This window comes from Embleya sp. NPDC020630, assembly GCF_044334985.1.
Classification (GTDB): domain Bacteria; phylum Actinomycetota; class Actinomycetes; order Streptomycetales; family Streptomycetaceae; genus Embleya.
The window spans coordinates 89343-107280 of the sequence record NZ_JBIRUB010000008.1 but is presented as its reverse complement, the minus strand read 5'-3'; the positions used below and the strand labels follow the sequence as shown (position 1 = coordinate 107280).

Below are 17938 nucleotides of genomic sequence, written 5' to 3'. Positions count from 1 at the left end.
TTTGCCCAACGCCGCTCCGCAACGAGCGTCCTCCGGCCACCGCATGGACGTACATCCGCAGCGGCGGACGACCGCCGCTCACGGTTCGACGTCCGGACGACCCGCGGTCGCGGAAGGCGACGTAGCCCGCTCGACCCCGGCGGAGCCGCCCGTCACCTCACCGGACCTGATAGCGCAGCAGCGCAACCCCGCTCCCGAAGACCCGGCTCTCCACCAGCCGCAGGTCGGTCTTCTCGTCCGTGGGCCGGAACATCGGCTTCCCGCGGCCGATCAGCACCGGGTGCACGTACACCGTGTACTCGTCGATCAGGCCCAACCGCTGGAACGTGGCCGCCAGGTCCGCACCGCCCACCACCATGTCGCCGCCCGGCTCCGCCTTGAGCGCCATGATCTCCTCGGGAACCACGTCCCGTTTGGTCGTGGTGTTCCAGTCGGTCCACTCGCGGGTCCGGGAGAAGACGATCTTCGGCATGTCCCGCCAGATCCCGGCGAACTCCAGCATCGGCCCGACGCTCTCCGGACCGGCGTCCGCCGTCGGCCAGAAGTCGGCCATCAACTCGTGCACGACCCGCCCCTGCAGAAAGGCGCTCATCTTCCGCAGTCGCTCGTTGAAGTGTTCGTGCAACTCGTCGTCGACCGCACTCCAATCGATCTCCCGATTCGGCCCCTCCATGAACCCGTCGAGGGTCACCGACTGCCAGTACACGATCTTCCGCATCGCACACCTCATCGAACTCGTCGCGGACCGAACCACACCGCACCGCACACGGCACGGCCACCCTCCCAGGCGCCGACGACATCACCGGGCCACCCACCCGCCCGACCACTCACCCACCCGACCGAAGTGGGCACAGGATGTCGGGTCCGCCCCATCGCCCCCTCCCTAGCGTTGTCGATGCAAGGAAGAAGGCAGAACAGAAGGGAAGAAGGAACCCGCAGTGCTGGAGCAGCTGAACCAGGCCCTGGACCACATCGAGTCGCACCTCGACCAGGATCTCGACGTGGCCGAGTTGGCGCGGATCGCCATGACGTCGGAGTACCACCTCCGCCGCCTGTTCTCCGCGCTGGCCGGGATGCCGCTGTCGGAGTACATCCGACGCCGACGGCTCACCCTGGCAGCCGCCGAGGTCCTGGCCGGCGAGCCCACCCTGCTGGAGGTCGCGGTCCGCCACGGCTACTCCTCGGGCGAGGCCTTCGCCCGCGCGTTCCGCGCCATGCACGGCGTGGGCCCGGGCGAAGCCCGGCGTACCGGTGCGGTGCTCAGCGCACAGCCGCGGATGTCCTTCCGACTCGTCATCGATGGGAGCAGCAGCATGCGATATCGGATCGTGCACAAGGACGCGTTCCGCGTGGTCGGCAAGAGGGCCAGGGTCCCGCTCGTCCACGAGGGCGTGAACCAGGCGATCGCCGAGTTCGTCGGGGGCATCGACCGGGAGACGACCGCCCGCATCAAGGCCCTCTCCGACCAGGACCCGGACGGGATCGTCGCGGTCACCGACGACCTCGACCCCAGCCGCGCCGAGGGCACCGAACTCGACTACTACCACGGCGTCGTGACGAGCCATCAGGTTCCCGACAGCGCCGACGGTCCCGACGACCCCGACGCCCTCGACACCCTGGCCGTCCCGGCCGGCACCTGGGCCGTCTTCGAGAACTCCGGCCCGTACCCGCAGGCCCTCCAATACCTGTGGCGCGACATCTTCACCCAATGGTTCCCGTCCAACCCGTACCGCAGCCGCCCGGGCCCGGAAATCCTCCGCGTCCGCCCCACCGCAGACGGCACCCGAGCCGACGCGTCCCTGTGGATCCCGGTGGAACCCACCGCGTCCTGACCCGAGTTCGGCAGTACCGCAGGGCAAGTCAACGACCGACCACGTCCCGAACGACCCGCCGCCCCGCCACGCCGATCAACACAGTCGGCGTGGCGGGGCGCGTCGTTGGTGGGCCACGGTGCCGAGGGACGTCCGGAATTCGGAGTCCGTGGCCTCGGGCGCCAATGGACGAACACTGCGGCAGGAGCCGACTCGGCAATCGCCTCAGTAGCCGACAGTGAACCGCCGCTGGACAAAACGAGGCATCTCCGCCTCGTCCACCAGCGCAACCGCCGCGTCCTCCGCCGAGATCCGGCTCCGGCCGTCGGCGTCCAGCACCGGCTGGTCACCGCCGATGCGGAAGCGACCGGTGCGCTCGCCGGGGCCGATCTGCTCGGCGGGGCTGAAGTAGGTCCAGAGCCGGTTCGAGGCGCGCAGGACGTTCAGCGCCTCCCGGTGGCCGCGTACGGCGGCGGCGTACCCGCGAGGCAGGCCCAGTTCGTCGAGCGATGCGCGGATCAGCTCATCATGGTCGGCGCGGACGACGCCCGGCTCGATCTCCAGGCTGCCGGCGCCACCGATCACGATCAGTCGGACGCGGGTGTAACTCTCCAGGGCCTTGAGCAGGGCCCGGGCGGCGGTCGCATAGACGGTCGGGTCCGCGATCGAGCGCTCGACGGTGTCCGCGAAGTCCTTCGCCGCGTTTCCGGGCTGGAAGCCGCTGACCAGGACGTCCAGGCCCGGCAGGACGGCGGCGATGCTCGTGGCGTCCAGTACGTCGACGCTCGCCCAATCGAGGTTTTCCCGCGGGTCGGTGATCGCGGAGGCATCCCGGCTGAACGCCGTGACGCGGTGTCCGCGCTGAAGAGCCTCGGTGACGACCCGACTGCCGATCGTGCCGGTGGCTCCGATAACGCCGATATGCATGGTTCCCCCTGGTTTCAGAACGTGTTCATGCCGGATGCACGACGCAAAGTCGGACGGACCCGCATCTCACGCCGCGCAAAAACTATACGCCGTGCAGTTTATGCACAGCAATCAGCACAGTGACGCTGTACAGTGAACACGTGGCAGGCACCCGAAGCACCGGACGACGCGAGCGACTGCGCGTCGAGACGATCGCCGAAATCAAGCGCACGGCGCTGGAGTTGATGGGCTCGGGCGGCCCCGACGCGATCACCCTGCGGGCGATCGCCCGCGAGATGGGCATGACCGCCAACGCCATCTACGGCTACTTCGCCACCCGCGACGACCTGGTCACGGCGCTCATCGCGGACGTCTACACCGCGCTCGCCGACGCCGTCGACGCCGCGTGGGCCGCCTCCGCGCAGGACGCCCCCACGCAGCGGATCCGCGCCTGGGCGCACGCCTTCCGCGACTGGGCGCTGGCCAACCCCGAGGGCTTCCGGCTGATCTACGGCGACCCCGTCCCCGGCTATCGGGCCCCCGACGGCGGCGCCGCGCCGGACGCGGCCCGGCGGGTCTGCGTCGGCATCGCCGCGCTGGCGGACACGGCCTGGGACGGCGCCGAACGAGCCTATGGCGACAGCGACTTCGGCTGGGACGACTTCGACCCCGGCCTGCTCGACAAGGTCCGCCCGGCGTTCCCCGCGCTACCGCCGGCCGGGGTGGCCCTGGCGCTGCGGATCTGGGGACACCTGCACGGCTTGGTCGCCTTGGAGGTCTACGGCCACCTGCGCGCGCAGACTCATTCGCCGGACAAGCTCTTCCGCGCCGAACTCACCCAGTTGATCGCATCGTTGAATCTCGGCGCCGCGCCCTCCGACAACGCCTAGCCCCCCGACAGCGCTTCGACATCCGCGCACGTCGGCGCTCCTCGGCGCCGGGGATGACGACCGTGCCCCTTCCGCGCACGCATCGGCCCGGTCGCGGTCGTCAAACGCCGTAACCGCCGTCCACGTCCAGCTTCTGGCCGCTGATGAAGCCCGCGCGGTCGGAGGCCAGGAAGCACACCGCCTCGGCGATGTCCGTCGCGCTCCCGAAGCGTCGCAGCGGGATGTTCCGGCGGGCCACGTCGAGCGCGCGGTCGTCGAGGTCGCCGCTGTCGATCAGCCGCGCGGCCATGCCGTCGGTAAGCATGCCGGGCCCGACGCAGTTGGCGCGCACCCCGAAGCGGCCCTCCTCGGCCGCGATGCCGCGCACGATGGCCTCGACCGCGCTCTTCGTACAGGACGACAGGCCGTCCCGCACCGGGAATCGGCTGGTGGCCGCCGTGGTGACCGCGACCAGGCTGCCGTTGCCCGCCGCGCGCAGATGCGGCAGCGACGGGTGTACCAGGTTGAAGAACGCCGCGGCGTCGCCGTCCAGTTGCTCGCGGTACTGCGCCGGGGTGACCCGACTCAGATGCAACATCGGTACGTGCGGCCCGGCCGCGTACACCACCGTGTGCACCCCGCCGAACTCCGCCGCCGCCTCCGCCACGAACATCGCCACCGCGTCCGCGTCGGTCAAATCGACCCGCCACGCACGAGCCCGCCGCCCGAACCCGACCCGGGCCTCCTCGGCCACGGCCTCGGTCACCGCCGCCCCGTTGCGATAGGTGACCGCCAAATCCGCCCCCCGCTCGGCGAACATGCGGCAGATCGCGGCCCCGATCCCACCCCCGGCCCCAACGACCACGACCGCCCCCGCCCGGCTCCCGAAGTCGCGCTCCATGACTGGCTCCCTAGCTGCCGAGCTGATCTGACGACCAGTCAGGAATATCCCCGGCCCCGCGAACTGTCAACGGACCGCCGCCCTGATCAGCACAAACGACGACTGCCATACTGAGCCGGCCGCACCCCACCCACCACCTCCCGCAAAGGTTCGTGCATTGGTACGTGTTCGCCCGCACCGGATGGTCGGCCCGCTCGTGATCACCCTCCTGGCCGCCGTGACGGCGTGCGCGAGTCCCGCTGAGGAGCTGGCCGACGCCTCCTCCGTGAAGCCGCGCACCGTGACCGTCCCGAGCCCGAGCACACCCGAGGCCGAGGCCGACGCCGGCACCGGCGGCGCCTTGTCGAAGGCGGAGCTCAAGCGGGTGCTGCTGAAGAAGACGGACATGCCGGAGGGTTGGCAGCTCGACGTCGACTCCGACCGCGACGACGACAAACCGCCGGCCATGTCGGACGACTGCGATCGGCTGGCCGCACAGAGCAATCCGACGTCCGGGATCTATCAGGTCCTCGCGAAGGCATCGATCATCACCCACGATCCTGCCCCCGGCGGCAAGGCATACGCGATTCTCGGCTCCGGCCTGACCTCCCTGTCGGCCGACGACGCGAAAAAGGTCATCCCCTCCGCCCGCGACCTGCTTCCACGATGCGTGAACCGGCACGTGACGAAGGACGGCTTGTCCGGCCTTCTCACCTACCGGGCCTTCGACTTTCCCCACCTCGGTGACGAGACCCTGGCCTTCGAGGCCACCTCACGCACCGACACGGGGCAGGCCTGGGTGCACTCGATCGTCCTGGTACGTGTGGGCACCACCCTGATCCGCATCACGCGCGTCAACCTCACCGGCACCACGCCACAACACCCGGACGAAGCACTGGTCCGGAAGCAGGTCGAGCAGGTTGTCGCCGGTCCGAACAAAGCCGGCTGACCCCCGGGCCGCTCCGCCTCCGCCCGACCCCGCATCCAGCACTCCGTCGCCGGGCAGGAGCTGCTGGCCGCGCACTTCCCGGCGGGCCGGAGCCGCCCGGTCCGCATCGTCGCCGACGCCGCGTCGGCGGACGCCGTCACCCACACCCTGCGTGCGGTCCCCGGCATCGGCACACCCGGCGCACCGCACCGCTCCGCTCCACCGACGGCACGCTGGTCGAGATCCGAGCCGTCCTGGACGTACCCCCGGACAGCGACGCCGCCGTCGACCGGCTGTCCGCGATCAAGGCCGCCGTACACGCCGTCCCGAACGCCCACGCCCTCGTCGGCGGCCCCACCGCAACCGGCTTGGACAAGGCGGCGGCCCAGGCGCACGACCGGCGCACGGTCATCCCGTTGGTGGTCGGCGTCGTATTCCTGATCCTGGTTCTGCTCCTGCGCGTCCTGGTCGCGCCGCTGCTCCTGATGGCGACCGTACTGCTGTCCTACCTCGCCGCCCTCGGCCTGAGTTGGCAACTCTTCCGCCAAGTCCTGGACTTCCCGGCGATGGACGTACAGATCATGCTGGTCGGCTTCCTGTTCCTGGTCGCGCTGGGCGCCGACTACAACATCTTCCTGATCCATCGCATCCGCGAGGAGGCCCGAACCCACGCCCACGAATCGGCCGTGTTGAGCGGCCTGACCGCCACCGGCGGCGTGATCACCGGCGCCGGCGCGGTCCTGGCCGCCACCTTCGCCGCACTCACCGGCGCGCCCCAGGTCGCCTTCATCCAGATCGGCGCCCTGGTCGCCCTCGGCGTACTGATCGACACCTTCCTGGTCCGCTCGATCCTGGTCCCGGCACTGGCCCTGGACACCGGCCGCGCCTTTTGGTGGCCGACCCGCCGCCGCCCGAAGACCGCGGACCCGCGCGAAGATCCCGTAGCGTAGTCCGCGCCGGACACACAGCGACCGGCAACGACACCGCGATCAGCGGGTGTTCCACACCGGGAGGCCAAACCGATGGCGTTGCCACCGTCCGAAGCCCACTCGCCCGACGACCCGATCCGCGTCCTCGACGTGACCACCGACGACTACCGCCGAGCCTTCGAGCTCTTCCTCGCCGGCTCGGACGAGAAAGCCGTCACCCACGCCCACCTGCTCGCCCTGGTCGAACGACTGCCTCGGCGCTCGGTGTTCCTCGATATCGGGGCGGGCTCCGGGGCGACCACGCGGTACCTGGGCAGCCACTTCGAGCGCACCATCGCCATCGAACCCAGCAAGTACATGCGCGACGCCCTCCGCCTCACCTACCCGGAGGCGGAGGTGCTGAGCGACCCCGTCGAGACGGCCGAGCCGCCCGCCCTCGCCGACTTCGCGCTGTGCTCGCACATGTTCTATTTCCTGCCGGAGTCGCAGTATCTGCCCACGGTGCGCCGGCTGCTCGACTGGGTCCGCCCGGGCGGCGAACTGGTCCTCGTCCTACAGAACCCCGACAACGAATGCATGCGCCTGGTAAGGCACTTCTACGACATCCGCTTCGACTTGTCACCGACGGCAAAGGCACTCGGAACCGGCCACGAGGACCTGGTCGAGTCCTGCACCCTGGAAACCCTCCCGGTCCGCTTCCACGCCGACAACCTGCCGGACACCCTCGCGGTAGCCGAGTTCATGGCCAACGTCCCGGACCTGGCCGAACGACCCACCCGCCCCACCCGCCGGGACCTCGAAACCTACGTCACCACCCACTTCGCCGACCCAACCGGCACCGGCTACACCATCCACCACGACCATGACATCATCCGAATCAAACGCCCCGAAACTCCATAAAACCCCAACCCCCCGGCCGGCGTTCGAGCCCAACCGGCCCGGTCACCCGGTGAGCCCAACCAGCCCAGCCAAAACACACGCCCCCACACCCCGGCCGGTACTTGAGCCCTATTCAGCCCGGCCGGCGCTTGAGGCCACCCAACACAACCCAAACCCAACGCCGGCCAAACACCCCAACAGCCCGCGGCCACCCGCACCCACGAACCCCCACAGCCCGGCCGGCGCATGAGGCCAATCAGCCCGGCCGGCGTTTGAGGCCACCCAACACAACCTGAGCCCAACGCCGGCCCCACCGCTAAAGAGTCGCAGCCAACGCCGCCTCGTTCTCCTCCGCCGCTCCGAACTGCGTCGCATGCACCCACGACCGCTTCACATACAGATGCACGTCCACCTCCCAGGTGAACCCCATCCCCCCATACACCTGCGTGGCGTCCTTCCCATTCCGCGTAGCCGCGTCGTCCCCCATCACCTTCGCCGTCAACACCGCGACCTCGACATCCCCCACCGCCGGGTCATCCAATGTCACCGCCGCCGCGTACACCGCCGCCCGAGCGATCTCGGTCCGCACCAGCATGTCCGCACACAGGTGCTTGACCGCCTGGAACCCCCCGATCACCCGACCGAACTGCTCACGCTCCTTCGCATACTGCGTAGCCAACTCGGTGAGCCGCCCCGCAATGCCCAACTGCAGCGCAGCCGTGAGCACCGCCCCGACCCGCCGCCACTCCTGCGCGACCCGCGCATCGGCCACCACCTCGCCGGCCGGCAGCTCGTCCACCGCCGTCACCGGCGTGAACGGATCCACCGGATGCGCGACCGGCGCCCCCCGCATCGACGCCGGATCCACCCGCCGGATGCCCTCGTCCGTCAGCACCAACAAACAATCCAGCGCGTCCAGATGCTCGACCAGCAGCGGCCACGAGTCGCCCTCGATCAGCCCGACCACCACGTCACCCGCAGCGGCCTCCTCGCCCAACCGCCCCGGCAGCGACGCGGCCAGATGCGTGGCCACCAGCGGCCCGGGCAACAACACCCGCCCGGCCTCCTCGTACACCAGCGCCGCCTCGGCCACCCCGAGTCCGACCCCGCCCGCCTCCTCGGCGATCCGCAGCGAGAAGAACCCGGTCTCGGCCAGTTCCCGCCACAGCGCACGGTCCACCATGCCGGGCACCGGCGCGCTGTCCACCAGCGCCCTCATCCGCTCCCGGTCGAACCGTCCCTCGCAGAACTCCCGTACCCCGGACCGCAGATCGCGCTGGTCCTCGCTCAGCTGGAAATCCATGTCCCGACCACCTTCTCGCTCAGCCCCGGCCGAAATCCCACGACCCCGCTCACCGTTCCTTCGGCAGACCGAGGATGCGCTCGCCCACGATGTTGCGCTGGATCTGCGACGTACCCGCCGCGATCGTGTACGACAGCGACGACAGCCGCTCGTCCATCAGCGTCGCGCCCGGCAGTCCCGCGACGTCGTCCACCGCCAGGGCGGCCCGCCCGAGCAGCCGGTGCGCGAGTTCGTACACCTTCTGCTTCGTCTCGGAGAACCGCAGCTTGAACACCGAGCCGCCGACCCCGGGCACCCCGGACCGCTGCGCCTCGGAGACGTTCCACTTGGTCAGCGCCCACAGCGCCTCGAACTCGGCTGTCAGATGGCCCAGTTCACGCCGCAACGCGACATCGTCCCAGGCGGTGGCCTGACGCCGGGTCACCTTCTTGGCCAGCGCCGCCAGTTCGCGCAACAGCCGCTGACACGCCACCACTTCGCTGACGAACGCGGTGCCGCGCTCGAACGACAGGGTGACCATGGTGACCCGCCAGCCGTCGTTCTCCTCGCCCACCCGGTTGGCCACCGGCACCCGTACGTCGTCGAAGAACACCTCGGCGAACTCCGAGGTCCCCATCACCGTTTCCAACGGCCGGATGGTGATCCCCGGCGTGTCCATCGGCACGATCAACCAGGTGATGCCCTTGTGCTTGGGCGCGTCCGGGTCGGTGCGCACCAACATCTCGCAGTAGTCCGCCACTTCGGCGTGCGAGGTCCAGATCTTCGAACCGTTGACCACGTAGTCGTCGCCGTCCCGCACCGCCCGGGTACGCAGCGAGGCGAGGTCGCTGCCCGCTCCCGGCTCGGAGAAGCCCTGGCACCACACGTCATCGCCGCGCAGGATCCCCGGCAGATACCGCCGCCGCTGCTCGTCGGTGCCGGCCGCGTCGATCGTCGGCCCCGCGTGCAGCAGGCCGACGAAGTTCGCCCCCACGTAGGGCGCGCCGGCCCGCTCGGTCTCCTCCAGGAAGATCAGATGCTCGGTGGGCGTGGCGCCCTTGCCGCCGGCCTCCACCGACCAGTGCAGACCCGCGTATCCGGCGTCGAACAACAACCGCTGCCACGCCGTGTCGTAGGCGCGCCGCCCGGGCCAGTCGTTGCGATCGGGCTTGGGTGGCAGCAACGGGATGGCCTGATCGAGCCACGCGCGCAATTCCGCGCGAAAGCCCTCCTCGGCCTCGGTGTACCGCAGGTCCATGGTCGTCGACTCCCTGTCGAACTGGGAACGGGCAAACGAAAAAGCGAACGAAGGCGGCCGAACCGAGGCGTCCGACCGCAGCGACCCGACCGAAGCGACCCGCCGCATCGACCCGACCGCAGCGGCCCGACCGCAGCGGCCTCGCCGAACTCAGGCCCCGTACACGGGAGTCGGCGCCGGCGCCTCGTCGAGCAGCTTCGCCACCACCGGCCCCAACTCGGCCGGCTCCCACCGCCGGCCCGCCGTGGCCTCGGGACCGTGCTGCCATCCGGTCGCGACGGAGACCTTGTCCCCCTCGACCTCGAAGACCCGCCCCGTCACCTCCCGCGACAGGGTCGAGCCGAGCCACACCACCAGCGGCGACACGTTCGCCGGGTCGTAGAAGTCGAAGCCGCCGTCCTCGGGCTTGCGCACCAGGTCCGGCATGGCCTCCTCGGTCATCCGGGTGCGCGCGGCCGGCGCGATCGCGTTGGCCGTCACCCCGTAGCGGCCCATCTCCACCGCGGCGATCTGGGTCAGGCAGGTGATCCCGGCCTTGGCCGCCGCGTAGTTGCCCTGTCCGACCGAGCCCATCAGCCCCGCGCCCGAGGTGGTGTTGATCAGCCGCGCGTCGACCTCGGCGCCCGCCTTCGCCTGGGCCCGCCAGTACGCGCCGGCGTGCCGCATCACCGCGAAGTGCCCCTTGAGGTGCACCCGGATGACCGCGTCGAACTCGTCCTCGCCCAGCGAGACCAGCATGCGGTCACGCAGGAAGCCCGCGTTGTTGACCACCACGTCCAGCCGGCCGAACGTGTCGATGGCGGTCCGCACCAGACGCTCGGCGCCCGCCCAGTCGGCGACGTCGTCCGCGTTGACCACCGCCTTGCCGCCCAGCGCCTCGATGTCGGCCACGACCTGCTGGGCCGGGCCGAGCGAACGCCCGTCGCCCTGGCGCGAGGCACCGATGTCGTTGACCACCACGTGCGCGCCCTCGCGGGCGAATGCCAGCGCGTGCTCGCGCCCGATACCGCCGCCGGCACCGGTGACGATGACGACGCGCCCCTCGCAGATCCCACTCATTCCAGGCCCCTCAGGTGTAGAAGACCGACGCCGTACCGAGGACCGACCCACGTCGAATACCTCGGAAGCGGCCCGCCGAGAAATTCGACGAGCCGCCCCCTACCACCGCACCGCGAGCCACTGCCATGACCACGCGGCACGTCCGTACCGAAGAACCGAACCGACCCGACCCGACCCAAACCGGCCGAAGTGACCGCAGCACCCGCACCTCCCCGCAGCGACCCACAGCAGCCCGCAGCAGCCCGCAGCAGCCCGCAGCGATCAGATGCCTCAAGCCCCCGCCGCACCCACCCGATCCCGATCGAAATCGAGATCGAGCATCCGAATCGCATTACCCCGGATGATCTTGTAAACGGTCTCCGCCCCCAGCCCCGCCAGATGCTCCTCGGCGATCTTCTTCGTGTGCGGCCACGTGGAGTCGACGTGCGGGTAGTCGGTCTCGAACGTGACGTTGTCCTCGCCGATCACATCGAGCGAGTTGACCCCGTGCCGGTCCCGGAAGAAGCAGGCGAACATGTTCCGCCGGAAGTAGTACGACGGCGCCTCGGGCAACACCTCGCCGGTGACCGCCCAGGCCCGGTGCTCCAGCCACACGTCGTCCATGCGCTCCAGGGCGTACGGGATCCAGCCCATCTGCCCCTCGGAGTAGGCCAGCTTGATCTTCGGAAACCGCGCCGGGATGCCCGCGAAGATGAAGTCGGCCATCGAGGCCATCGCGTTGTTGAAGCTCAGCGACGCCTGGACCGCCGCCGGCGCGTCCGGCGAGGCGGCCGGCATCGTCGAGGACGAGCCGATGTGCATGTTGATCGTCACGCCCAGATCGGCGCAGGTCTCGAAGAACGGGTCCCAGTAGCCGGTGTGGATGCTGGGCAGGCCGAGGAAGGCCGGGATCTCCGAGAAGCACACGGCGGTGACCCCGCGCGCCCGATTGCGCTTGATCTCCTCGACGGCGAGCTGCACGTCCCACAGCGGGATGATGATCAGCGGGATGAGCCGCCCGCCGGAGTCGCCGCACCACTCCTCGACCATCCAGTCGTTGTAGGCGCGCACGCACGCGAGCGCGACCTCCTTGTCCGCGGCCTCCGAGAAGGTCTGGCCGCAGAACCGCGGGAAGGTCGGGAAGCACAGCGAGGCCTCGACATGGTTGACGTCCATGTCCTTCAGCCGCTCGGCCGGGTCATACAGTCCGGGGCGCATCTCGCCGCGCGTGATGCCCTCGAGGGTCATCTCGTCCCGGCTGAAGCCGACGGCGGCGATGTTGCGCTTGTACGGGAAGCGCAGGTCCTCGTAGAACCACCAGTCGGCCGGTGGGCCGTTGGGATCGGTGGTGATCTTGTAACTCGCCCCGGTGTACTCCAGCTGACCGATGCCCGTGGTGACCGGCTTCGGGCCGCGCTCGTGGTACTTCTTCGGCAACCAGCGCTCGAACAGGTGTGCCGGCTCGATGACATGGTCATCGACGCTGATGATCTTCGGCAGTTCGCCGAAGGAGTTTCCGGACTGCGTGGCAGCCTGCCCGGGCTGGTTGGTGCTCATCGGCCCCTCCCGCTCACTAAATCTGATGGACCGTCAGATTTAGCGTAATCTCTGGGCGGAGGGAACCACAAGCTGACTCAACGTCAGGAGAATCACGGATGGCCCTGCGTCTCGAAGAACTGATCGACCCCGGACACACCGCGTTGATCACCCAGGAATGCCAGAACGGAGTGATCGGCACGCAGGCGGTGTTCCCCGCGCTGACCGCGCACACCGGGGGGCTGATTCCGGCCGTCGATCGACTCGCCAAGGCCGCCCGCCGGGCCCAAGTCCCGGTCGTGCACTGCCTGGCGGTACGCCGCCCGGACGGCCGGGGCGCCAACGCCAACGCCCGGATGTTCGGCGCCGCGGCCAAGGCGCCGGTGCTCCTGGCCCCCGGCTCGGATGCCGCCGCGGTGGCCGACGGGATCACCGTGCACCCCTCCGACCTGGTGCTTTCCCGCTACCACGGACTCGGCCCGATGGCCGACACCGGACTCGCCGCCGTGCTGCGGAACCTGGGCGTGCGTACCGTCGTGGGCGTCGGCGTCTCGCTCAACGTCGGCATGCTCAACTTCGCGATGGACGCGGTGAACGCGGGATTCCAATTCGTCGTACCGCGCGAGGCGGTGGCCGGATTCCCTCCCGAATACGCCGAGGCCGTACTCGCCAACACCTTCAACGCGATCGCGACGATCACCACGGTCGACGCCGTACTGGCCGCCTGGGCCTGACCCCTGATGCCCCGTCACCAATCCGGTGACGGGGCATCAGCAGCGGTTCGGGGTGGCCTGAAAGGCCGAATCGGCGGTCAGCGCCGGGGCGTCCAGGGCTTCTTGTCGTACTGCTCGCGCAGCTTGAACTTCAACACCTTGCGCAGCGTCTCGTTCCGCGGCAGCGCGTCGACCAGTTCCAATTGCTCCGGGATCTTCTGCGTCATCAGCCCGGCCTCGCGCAGGTAGCCGACCATCTCGGTGAATTCCAGGTCGGATTCACCCGGTTGGCGCTCCACCACGGCGCAGACCCGCTCTCCGCGCTCGCGGTCGACCAGGCCGATCACCGCCGCGTCGGCGACCTTCGGGTGGGCGAACAGCAGGTCCTCGATCTCGCGCGCGGAGATGTTCTCCCCCTTGCGGATGATCACGTCCTTGAGCCGACCGGTCAGCGAGAGGTGCCCGTCGGCGCGCAGTCGGCCCAGGTCGCCGGTGCGGAAGAAGCCGTCCTCGTCGAACGCGTCGGCGGTCAGCGCGGGGTCGGTGTACCCCTTGAACACCATCGGCCCGCGCAGCCGGACCTCGCCCTCCTCGCCGGTGTCCGCGACGGAGCCGTCCGCCCGCGCGATGCGCACCTCGATGCCGCTGACCGGCTTGCCCTCGGTGTACGAGCGCTGGTCCTCGGAGTCGTACGGTCCGCCCTGGGCGATCATCGGCGACTCGGTCATCCCGTACCCGTGGCACAGGATCGCCCGCATCTCGTCGCGCACCTCACCGACCAGCTCCGGCGGCTTGGGCGCGCCGCCGCCGGAGACGATCCGCAGGGTCGGGATGATCTTCTCGCCGGGCTGCTTGCGCTGCTCGTTCAGGAACGCGACATAGAACGCGGTCGAGCCGCCGACCATGGTGACGCCGAGCCGCTTGTACACCGGCACCACGCCCGCCGGGTCGAAGTTCTCCACGATCACCGCCGGGAAGCCCGAGGCGAGCACGGTGACGATGTAGTCCGGGCCCGCGATGTGCGCGTACGGGAACGCGATCGAGCCGATGTCGCTCGGCGACATGTCCAGCGCGACGGCCAGCCCCTTGCCGCCCGCGAGCAGCGTCGAGTCGCTGTGCTGGACGCCCTTCGGGTCGGACGTGGTCCCGGAGGTGTAGTAGAGCCAGCGCACCTCGTCGCCGTCGGTCGGCGCGGGCGGCAGGTCGGCCGGGTCGCCCTCGGGCAGCTCGTCGTAGGCGACCATGACGCGCGGCGCCGGGCTCAGCTCCTTGGCCAGCGCCTCGCCCATGCCGACGAAGTCGAAGCCCTTCCACTCGCGCGGACACAGGAAGAACTCGGCCCCGGTCTGCCGCAGACAGAACCCGACCTCCTTCTCCCGGTAGAACGGGATGATCGGGTTCTGCACCGCGCCGAGCCGGGCGAGCGCGAACGAGACCACGATGGACTCGATCCGCGTGGTCAACTGCCAGGTCACACGGGTCCCGGCGGTGACGCCGAGCGCGTGGAAGCCCGCGGCCACGCGCTCGGCCCACGCCTTGAACCCACCGAAGGTGACCCTGCGGTCCTCCGGGTCGAGCAGCATGGGTACATCGGGAGACGCCGCCGCGCGGCGCTCCACCAGCTCCCAGAGAGTGGTGGCGTCGTAGATCGGGTCAGACACGTGTCCTCCGCGCGGAAAGCCGGGGCCGGGGTACGTCGCCGGGGCATGGCGAAGCGGAAGCCCCGGGGCATTGACCTGACGGTACGTCAGAAGCTTTGCGGGAAGAAAGACTTCGCGTGGTCACGCGGATCACAACCGGATCTCGGCGACCTTGATCGCATACTGGCGAAGCAAGGCCGTACTGCCTAACCTGGGGCGATACCGCCAACCCCGGGGGCACGATGTCACCCTTCCGCCGGGAGCGCCCACCGGTGTGCCTGGGCCCGCTCGCGAGCCTCCCCGAAGGCGTCCCGACCCGAGTCGGCACCAGCCCCCCGGTCGCGATCCTGCGCCACGGCGACACGGTCCACGTCTTCGAGGACCGCTGCCCCCACGCCGGCGCCATCCTCTCCAGAGGCACCCTGACCAACGAACACCTCACCTGCCCGGCCCACAAGGCCACCTTCGAAATAGCCACAGGCCGCTCCCTCGGCCCGGTCCCATGCCGCCCACTACGCACATACAAGTCCTGGACCGAAAACAACCTCGTCTACCACTCCCCATCCCCCCGCCCCACCAAAAAATCCAACGCCTCCCCCTGCCCCAACCACCCCTGACCCCAACGGCCGCCAAGGTGCCCCCCACGCCCTGCAAAGCCCCCAAGCCAAGGCCACCCAAGCCAAGCGATGCGCAACCAGCCACAAACCCGATCAGCCCGGCGCACGCTCAAAGCCCATCCACGACACAGCCCAACCCGCCCAGCCCCGCCGGCGTCGGGACCGCCCCACCCAAGCAACACCCAACCGACCAAGAGCCCATCAACCCGGCCCGCCGCTCGAATCCGATGCACCACACCGGCCAACCCCGCACAGCCCAGCCGGCGCTTGAGGCCACCCAAGCCAAGCAATGCGCAACGGGCCAAGAACCCCATCAACTCGGCCGGTGCTCGAAGCCGACGCACCACACCAACCCCACCCAACCCGGCCGGCGTTCGAAACCGCCTCAGCCAAGCAATGCGCAGCCGGCCCAAAACCTGATCAGCCCGGCTGCCGTTTGAGGCCGATGCACCACACCGGCCAACCCCACTCAGCCCGGCCGGCGCTTGAGGCCACCCCACCCAAGCAATGCGCAACCGGCCAAGAGCCCCATCAGCCCGGCCGGCGCTTGAGGCCCAGGGGGCCGGACCGGCTCGCGCAGGAGAGCCGTCGGCCAAGCCGGGTTCACCCCGCAAAGGCCCCGCAGCCCCTGGCCCATGCCCCCGAGAGGTCCGCCCCCGGCGGAAACCGACCCGCCAACTCCAGCGAGACCATCCCGTGCGCAAACCCCCACACGGCCCGCGCAGCGTCGTGATCGCCCCCCACCGCCCGCATCAACGGCGCCGCCGCCCGCTCCTCCAGCCCCGACGGCAACGCGGCACGATCCAACGGTTGCCCACTCATCAACCGATACAGATACGGATGCGCAAGCGCGTAGGCCCGATACGCCCCCGCCAACGCCGTGATCCGCTCCAGCCGCGAACCCCCCGCCGCCGACCCCGCCGAGCCCGCCGACCCGGCCGACGCCGCCTCCGCGGCCTCCAACACCTCCGCCATTTCCGCCATCGCCTGCGCGATCAACGCGCTCTCCACCGCAGACTTGTCCGCGAAGTGCTTGTACAACGACGGCGCCTTGATCCCGATCCGCTCCGCGATCCGCCGCATCGACACCGCCTCCGGCCCCTCCCCCTCCAGGAGTTCCCGCGCGGCGGCCACGATCTCCCGCGCCCGACCGCCGACCGGAGGAGCGGAAACGTACGAAACGTCAGACATGCTTACGGAACCCTTCGGGAGTGCGCAGTCCGTACCCGGCGGCACGGTCCATCGCGATGTGGGTGAGCCAGCCGAGGCCGGCGGTGAACAGCGGCGGCCACTCGATCGGCCCGGCGGAGTAGCCGACCAGCACGATCAGCGGGACCCAGGCCCGATGCAACGCGTTGTAGAACGGCACCGCACGCGCCTGCAACCGACCCCGCTCGTGCGTGCCGTCCCGCAGCGCGTCGCCGGCTCCGACGAACATGGTCAGGTCGGGCAGTATGAAGAAGACCAACGCCGCCGCAGAAGTGGCGAAACCATACTTCACGCCCTCGAACACCGCGAACGCCGCCAAAAACAGCGCCAGTACGCCCCACGCGCCGCGCCGCGTCCACCGAAGCGCCGCCGAACCGCGGATTCCCGTGCCCACGATGGTGCTCATGCCGCCTCCGCCCGCCTGTGGCTAACGACGTTAGCCGCCTGCGTCCATCATCCGGCTAACACCATTAGCCGTCAAGTCCGGACGACATCCCCACCCATCAAGAGCGCCGCAAGCCCACCGACCCGATCCCGATCCCCAAAGCGAACACAACCCCGACCACAAACCCGAAAACCGCCCACTCCACCACCCCACTCACCCACAACCCATCCACCACCGGACGTACCCACCCACCCGCCCGAACCGACTCGCCGTCCCCACCCGGCACACCGACCTCCCCCCGCACCCCGGCATCCACGGCCGACGCAACAAACGGCCGCCGCCCCGACGCCGCCCTCTCCCGCGAAGCAACCACCCGCCGCCCCGACCCGAACGGCCGATCCACCACAGAACGCCCGGCCCCGTCCCCCGAACCACCCGAGCCCCCACCACCCGAGTCCACCGCCGAACCGCCACGCTCAACCGGCCAACCGACCTCTCCCCCACCCCCGCCTCCCACCGACCCCACACCCACCTGCAACGCAGCCGGCCTCACCCCCGGCACCTTCGCCCCCGGCAGCCCCGACCCCGACGGCCTCGGCTCCAACGGCCTCACCCCCACCGGCTTCGTCATCACCGGCCGCACCCCCGCCGACCCCACCACCCCCAACACCGGCGGCTTCGGCGCAGGCGGTTTCGGGGGCTTGGTCGCCGGCGGCCGAGGCGGTCGCGGATGCGCCGGTTTCGTCGGCGGCTTACCCACGCCCTCGACGCGCACCCCCGCCCCGCCGTCACCCCGACCCCGGCCACCGCCCGCACCCGCCGGCGCGTACCCGACGCCCATCCACCCGACCCGCACCCCACACCCCGCCCCGCCCGAACCCCCACCGGCCTCGACCACGACGCCTGCCCGCCGCCCACACCCCTCGGCCCCCGCCGAACCGCAGCCCCCGACGACCGGCACGCACACACACGCCACCACCAGGAATCGCGCCACAACCCGAGAGTCGGCCATGGCGCAAGGTTGACCCGCCCCACCGACCCACCCCGAACGAACCCCC

17 protein-coding genes are annotated in these 17938 nt (G+C 70.1%); 7 read left to right on the top strand and 10 right to left on the bottom strand.

The annotated features are described in order from the left end of the window. Nucleotides 1-157: 157 nt before the first annotated feature. Entirely contained in the window at nucleotides 158-718 is a 561-nt protein-coding gene (locus ACH4XV_RS26535; protein WP_395793940.1) for a dihydrofolate reductase family protein, read from the bottom strand. Between the two features lie 220 nt (nucleotides 719-938). Between ACH4XV_RS26535 and ACH4XV_RS26530 the strand changes: the two genes are divergently transcribed. Further along, nucleotides 939-1832: a GyrI-like domain-containing protein gene (locus tag ACH4XV_RS26530; protein WP_395793938.1), complete on the top strand. Its 894-nt coding sequence runs from the start codon at nucleotides 939-941 to the stop codon at nucleotides 1830-1832. Between the two features lie 204 nt (nucleotides 1833-2036). On the opposite strand, the gene ACH4XV_RS26525 is transcribed toward ACH4XV_RS26530, so the two are convergent. Next, on the bottom strand, nucleotides 2037-2738 hold the full coding sequence (locus ACH4XV_RS26525) for an NAD(P)-dependent oxidoreductase (RefSeq protein ID WP_395793936.1): 702 nt from the start codon (nucleotides 2736-2738) through the stop codon (nucleotides 2037-2039). 140 nt (nucleotides 2739-2878) lie between these two features. Here ACH4XV_RS26525 and ACH4XV_RS26520 point away from each other — a divergent pair, with 140 nt between their 5' ends. Further along, nucleotides 2879-3607: a TetR/AcrR family transcriptional regulator gene (locus ACH4XV_RS26520; RefSeq protein ID WP_395793934.1), complete on the top strand. Its 729-nt coding sequence runs from the start codon at nucleotides 2879-2881 to the stop codon at nucleotides 3605-3607. Between the two features lie 100 nt (nucleotides 3608-3707). Here ACH4XV_RS26520 and ACH4XV_RS26515 read toward each other — a convergent pair whose 3' ends face one another. Beyond that, the gene (locus ACH4XV_RS26515; RefSeq protein ID WP_395793932.1) at nucleotides 3708-4487 is read right to left on the bottom strand and encodes an SDR family NAD(P)-dependent oxidoreductase; all 780 of its coding nucleotides are present in this window, start codon (nucleotides 4485-4487) and stop codon (nucleotides 3708-3710) included. A gap of 157 nt (nucleotides 4488-4644) precedes the next feature. Here ACH4XV_RS26515 and ACH4XV_RS26510 point away from each other — a divergent pair, with 157 nt between their 5' ends. The 3 genes from ACH4XV_RS26510 (at nucleotide 4645) to ACH4XV_RS26500 (ending at nucleotide 7223) form a co-directional block, all read left to right on the top strand. After that, nucleotides 4645-5415, top strand: coding sequence for a hypothetical protein (locus ACH4XV_RS26510; protein WP_395793930.1), 771 nt, complete (start codon nucleotides 4645-4647; stop codon nucleotides 5413-5415). Then, a complete protein-coding gene (locus ACH4XV_RS26505) occupies nucleotides 5412-6344 on the top strand; it encodes an MMPL family transporter (RefSeq protein WP_395794442.1) in 933 nt (310 codons plus the stop codon). Before ACH4XV_RS26510 ends, ACH4XV_RS26505 begins: the two co-directional genes overlap by 4 nt. A 72-nt stretch (nucleotides 6345-6416) precedes the next feature. After that, on the top strand, nucleotides 6417-7223 hold the full coding sequence (locus tag ACH4XV_RS26500; RefSeq protein WP_395793929.1) for a class I SAM-dependent methyltransferase: 807 nt from the start codon (nucleotides 6417-6419) through the stop codon (nucleotides 7221-7223). 295 nt (nucleotides 7224-7518) lie between these two features. Here ACH4XV_RS26500 and ACH4XV_RS26495 read toward each other — a convergent pair whose 3' ends face one another. From ACH4XV_RS26495 to ACH4XV_RS26480, 4 genes are all read right to left on the bottom strand, one after another. Continuing rightward, nucleotides 7519-8505, bottom strand: coding sequence for an acyl-CoA dehydrogenase family protein (locus ACH4XV_RS26495; protein ID WP_395793927.1), 987 nt, complete (start codon nucleotides 8503-8505; stop codon nucleotides 7519-7521). A gap of 49 nt (nucleotides 8506-8554) precedes the next feature. Then, the gene (locus tag ACH4XV_RS26490) at nucleotides 8555-9742 is read right to left on the bottom strand and encodes an acyl-CoA dehydrogenase (protein ID WP_379999165.1); all 1188 of its coding nucleotides are present in this window, start codon (nucleotides 9740-9742) and stop codon (nucleotides 8555-8557) included. A gap of 150 nt (nucleotides 9743-9892) precedes the next feature. Then, complete coding sequence (locus ACH4XV_RS26485) at nucleotides 9893-10801, bottom strand: SDR family oxidoreductase (RefSeq protein WP_395793925.1); 909 nt, start codon at nucleotides 10799-10801, stop codon at nucleotides 9893-9895. Nucleotides 10802-11071: 270 nt separating this feature from the next. Continuing rightward, entirely contained in the window at nucleotides 11072-12337 is a 1266-nt protein-coding gene (locus tag ACH4XV_RS26480) for an amidohydrolase family protein (RefSeq protein WP_395793923.1), read from the bottom strand. A gap of 98 nt (nucleotides 12338-12435) precedes the next feature. Here ACH4XV_RS26480 and ACH4XV_RS26475 point away from each other — a divergent pair, with 98 nt between their 5' ends. Continuing rightward, nucleotides 12436-13050 carry an isochorismatase family protein gene (locus ACH4XV_RS26475; RefSeq protein WP_395793921.1) on the top strand — a complete coding sequence of 205 codons (615 nt, stop codon included), beginning with the start codon at nucleotides 12436-12438 and terminating at the stop codon, nucleotides 13048-13050. 77 nt (nucleotides 13051-13127) lie between these two features. On the opposite strand, the gene ACH4XV_RS26470 is transcribed toward ACH4XV_RS26475, so the two are convergent. Continuing rightward, nucleotides 13128-14690, bottom strand: coding sequence for a class I adenylate-forming enzyme family protein (locus tag ACH4XV_RS26470; protein WP_395793919.1), 1563 nt, complete (start codon nucleotides 14688-14690; stop codon nucleotides 13128-13130). A gap of 221 nt (nucleotides 14691-14911) precedes the next feature. Between ACH4XV_RS26470 and ACH4XV_RS26465 the strand changes: the two genes are divergently transcribed. Then, nucleotides 14912-15286: a Rieske (2Fe-2S) protein gene (locus ACH4XV_RS26465; RefSeq protein WP_395793917.1), complete on the top strand. Its 375-nt coding sequence runs from the start codon at nucleotides 14912-14914 to the stop codon at nucleotides 15284-15286. Nucleotides 15287-15889: 603 nt separating this feature from the next. On the opposite strand, the gene ACH4XV_RS26460 is transcribed toward ACH4XV_RS26465, so the two are convergent. Together ACH4XV_RS26460 and ACH4XV_RS26455 are read right to left on the bottom strand one after the other, a co-directional pair. Continuing rightward, the gene (locus ACH4XV_RS26460) at nucleotides 15890-16477 is read right to left on the bottom strand and encodes a TetR/AcrR family transcriptional regulator (protein ID WP_395793915.1); all 588 of its coding nucleotides are present in this window, start codon (nucleotides 16475-16477) and stop codon (nucleotides 15890-15892) included. After that, nucleotides 16470-16901, bottom strand: a complete 432-nt coding sequence (locus tag ACH4XV_RS26455; RefSeq protein WP_395793913.1) for a DUF4260 family protein — start codon at nucleotides 16899-16901, stop codon at nucleotides 16470-16472. Before ACH4XV_RS26455 ends, ACH4XV_RS26460 begins: the two co-directional genes overlap by 8 nt. Nucleotides 16902-17938 lie beyond the last annotated feature (1037 nt).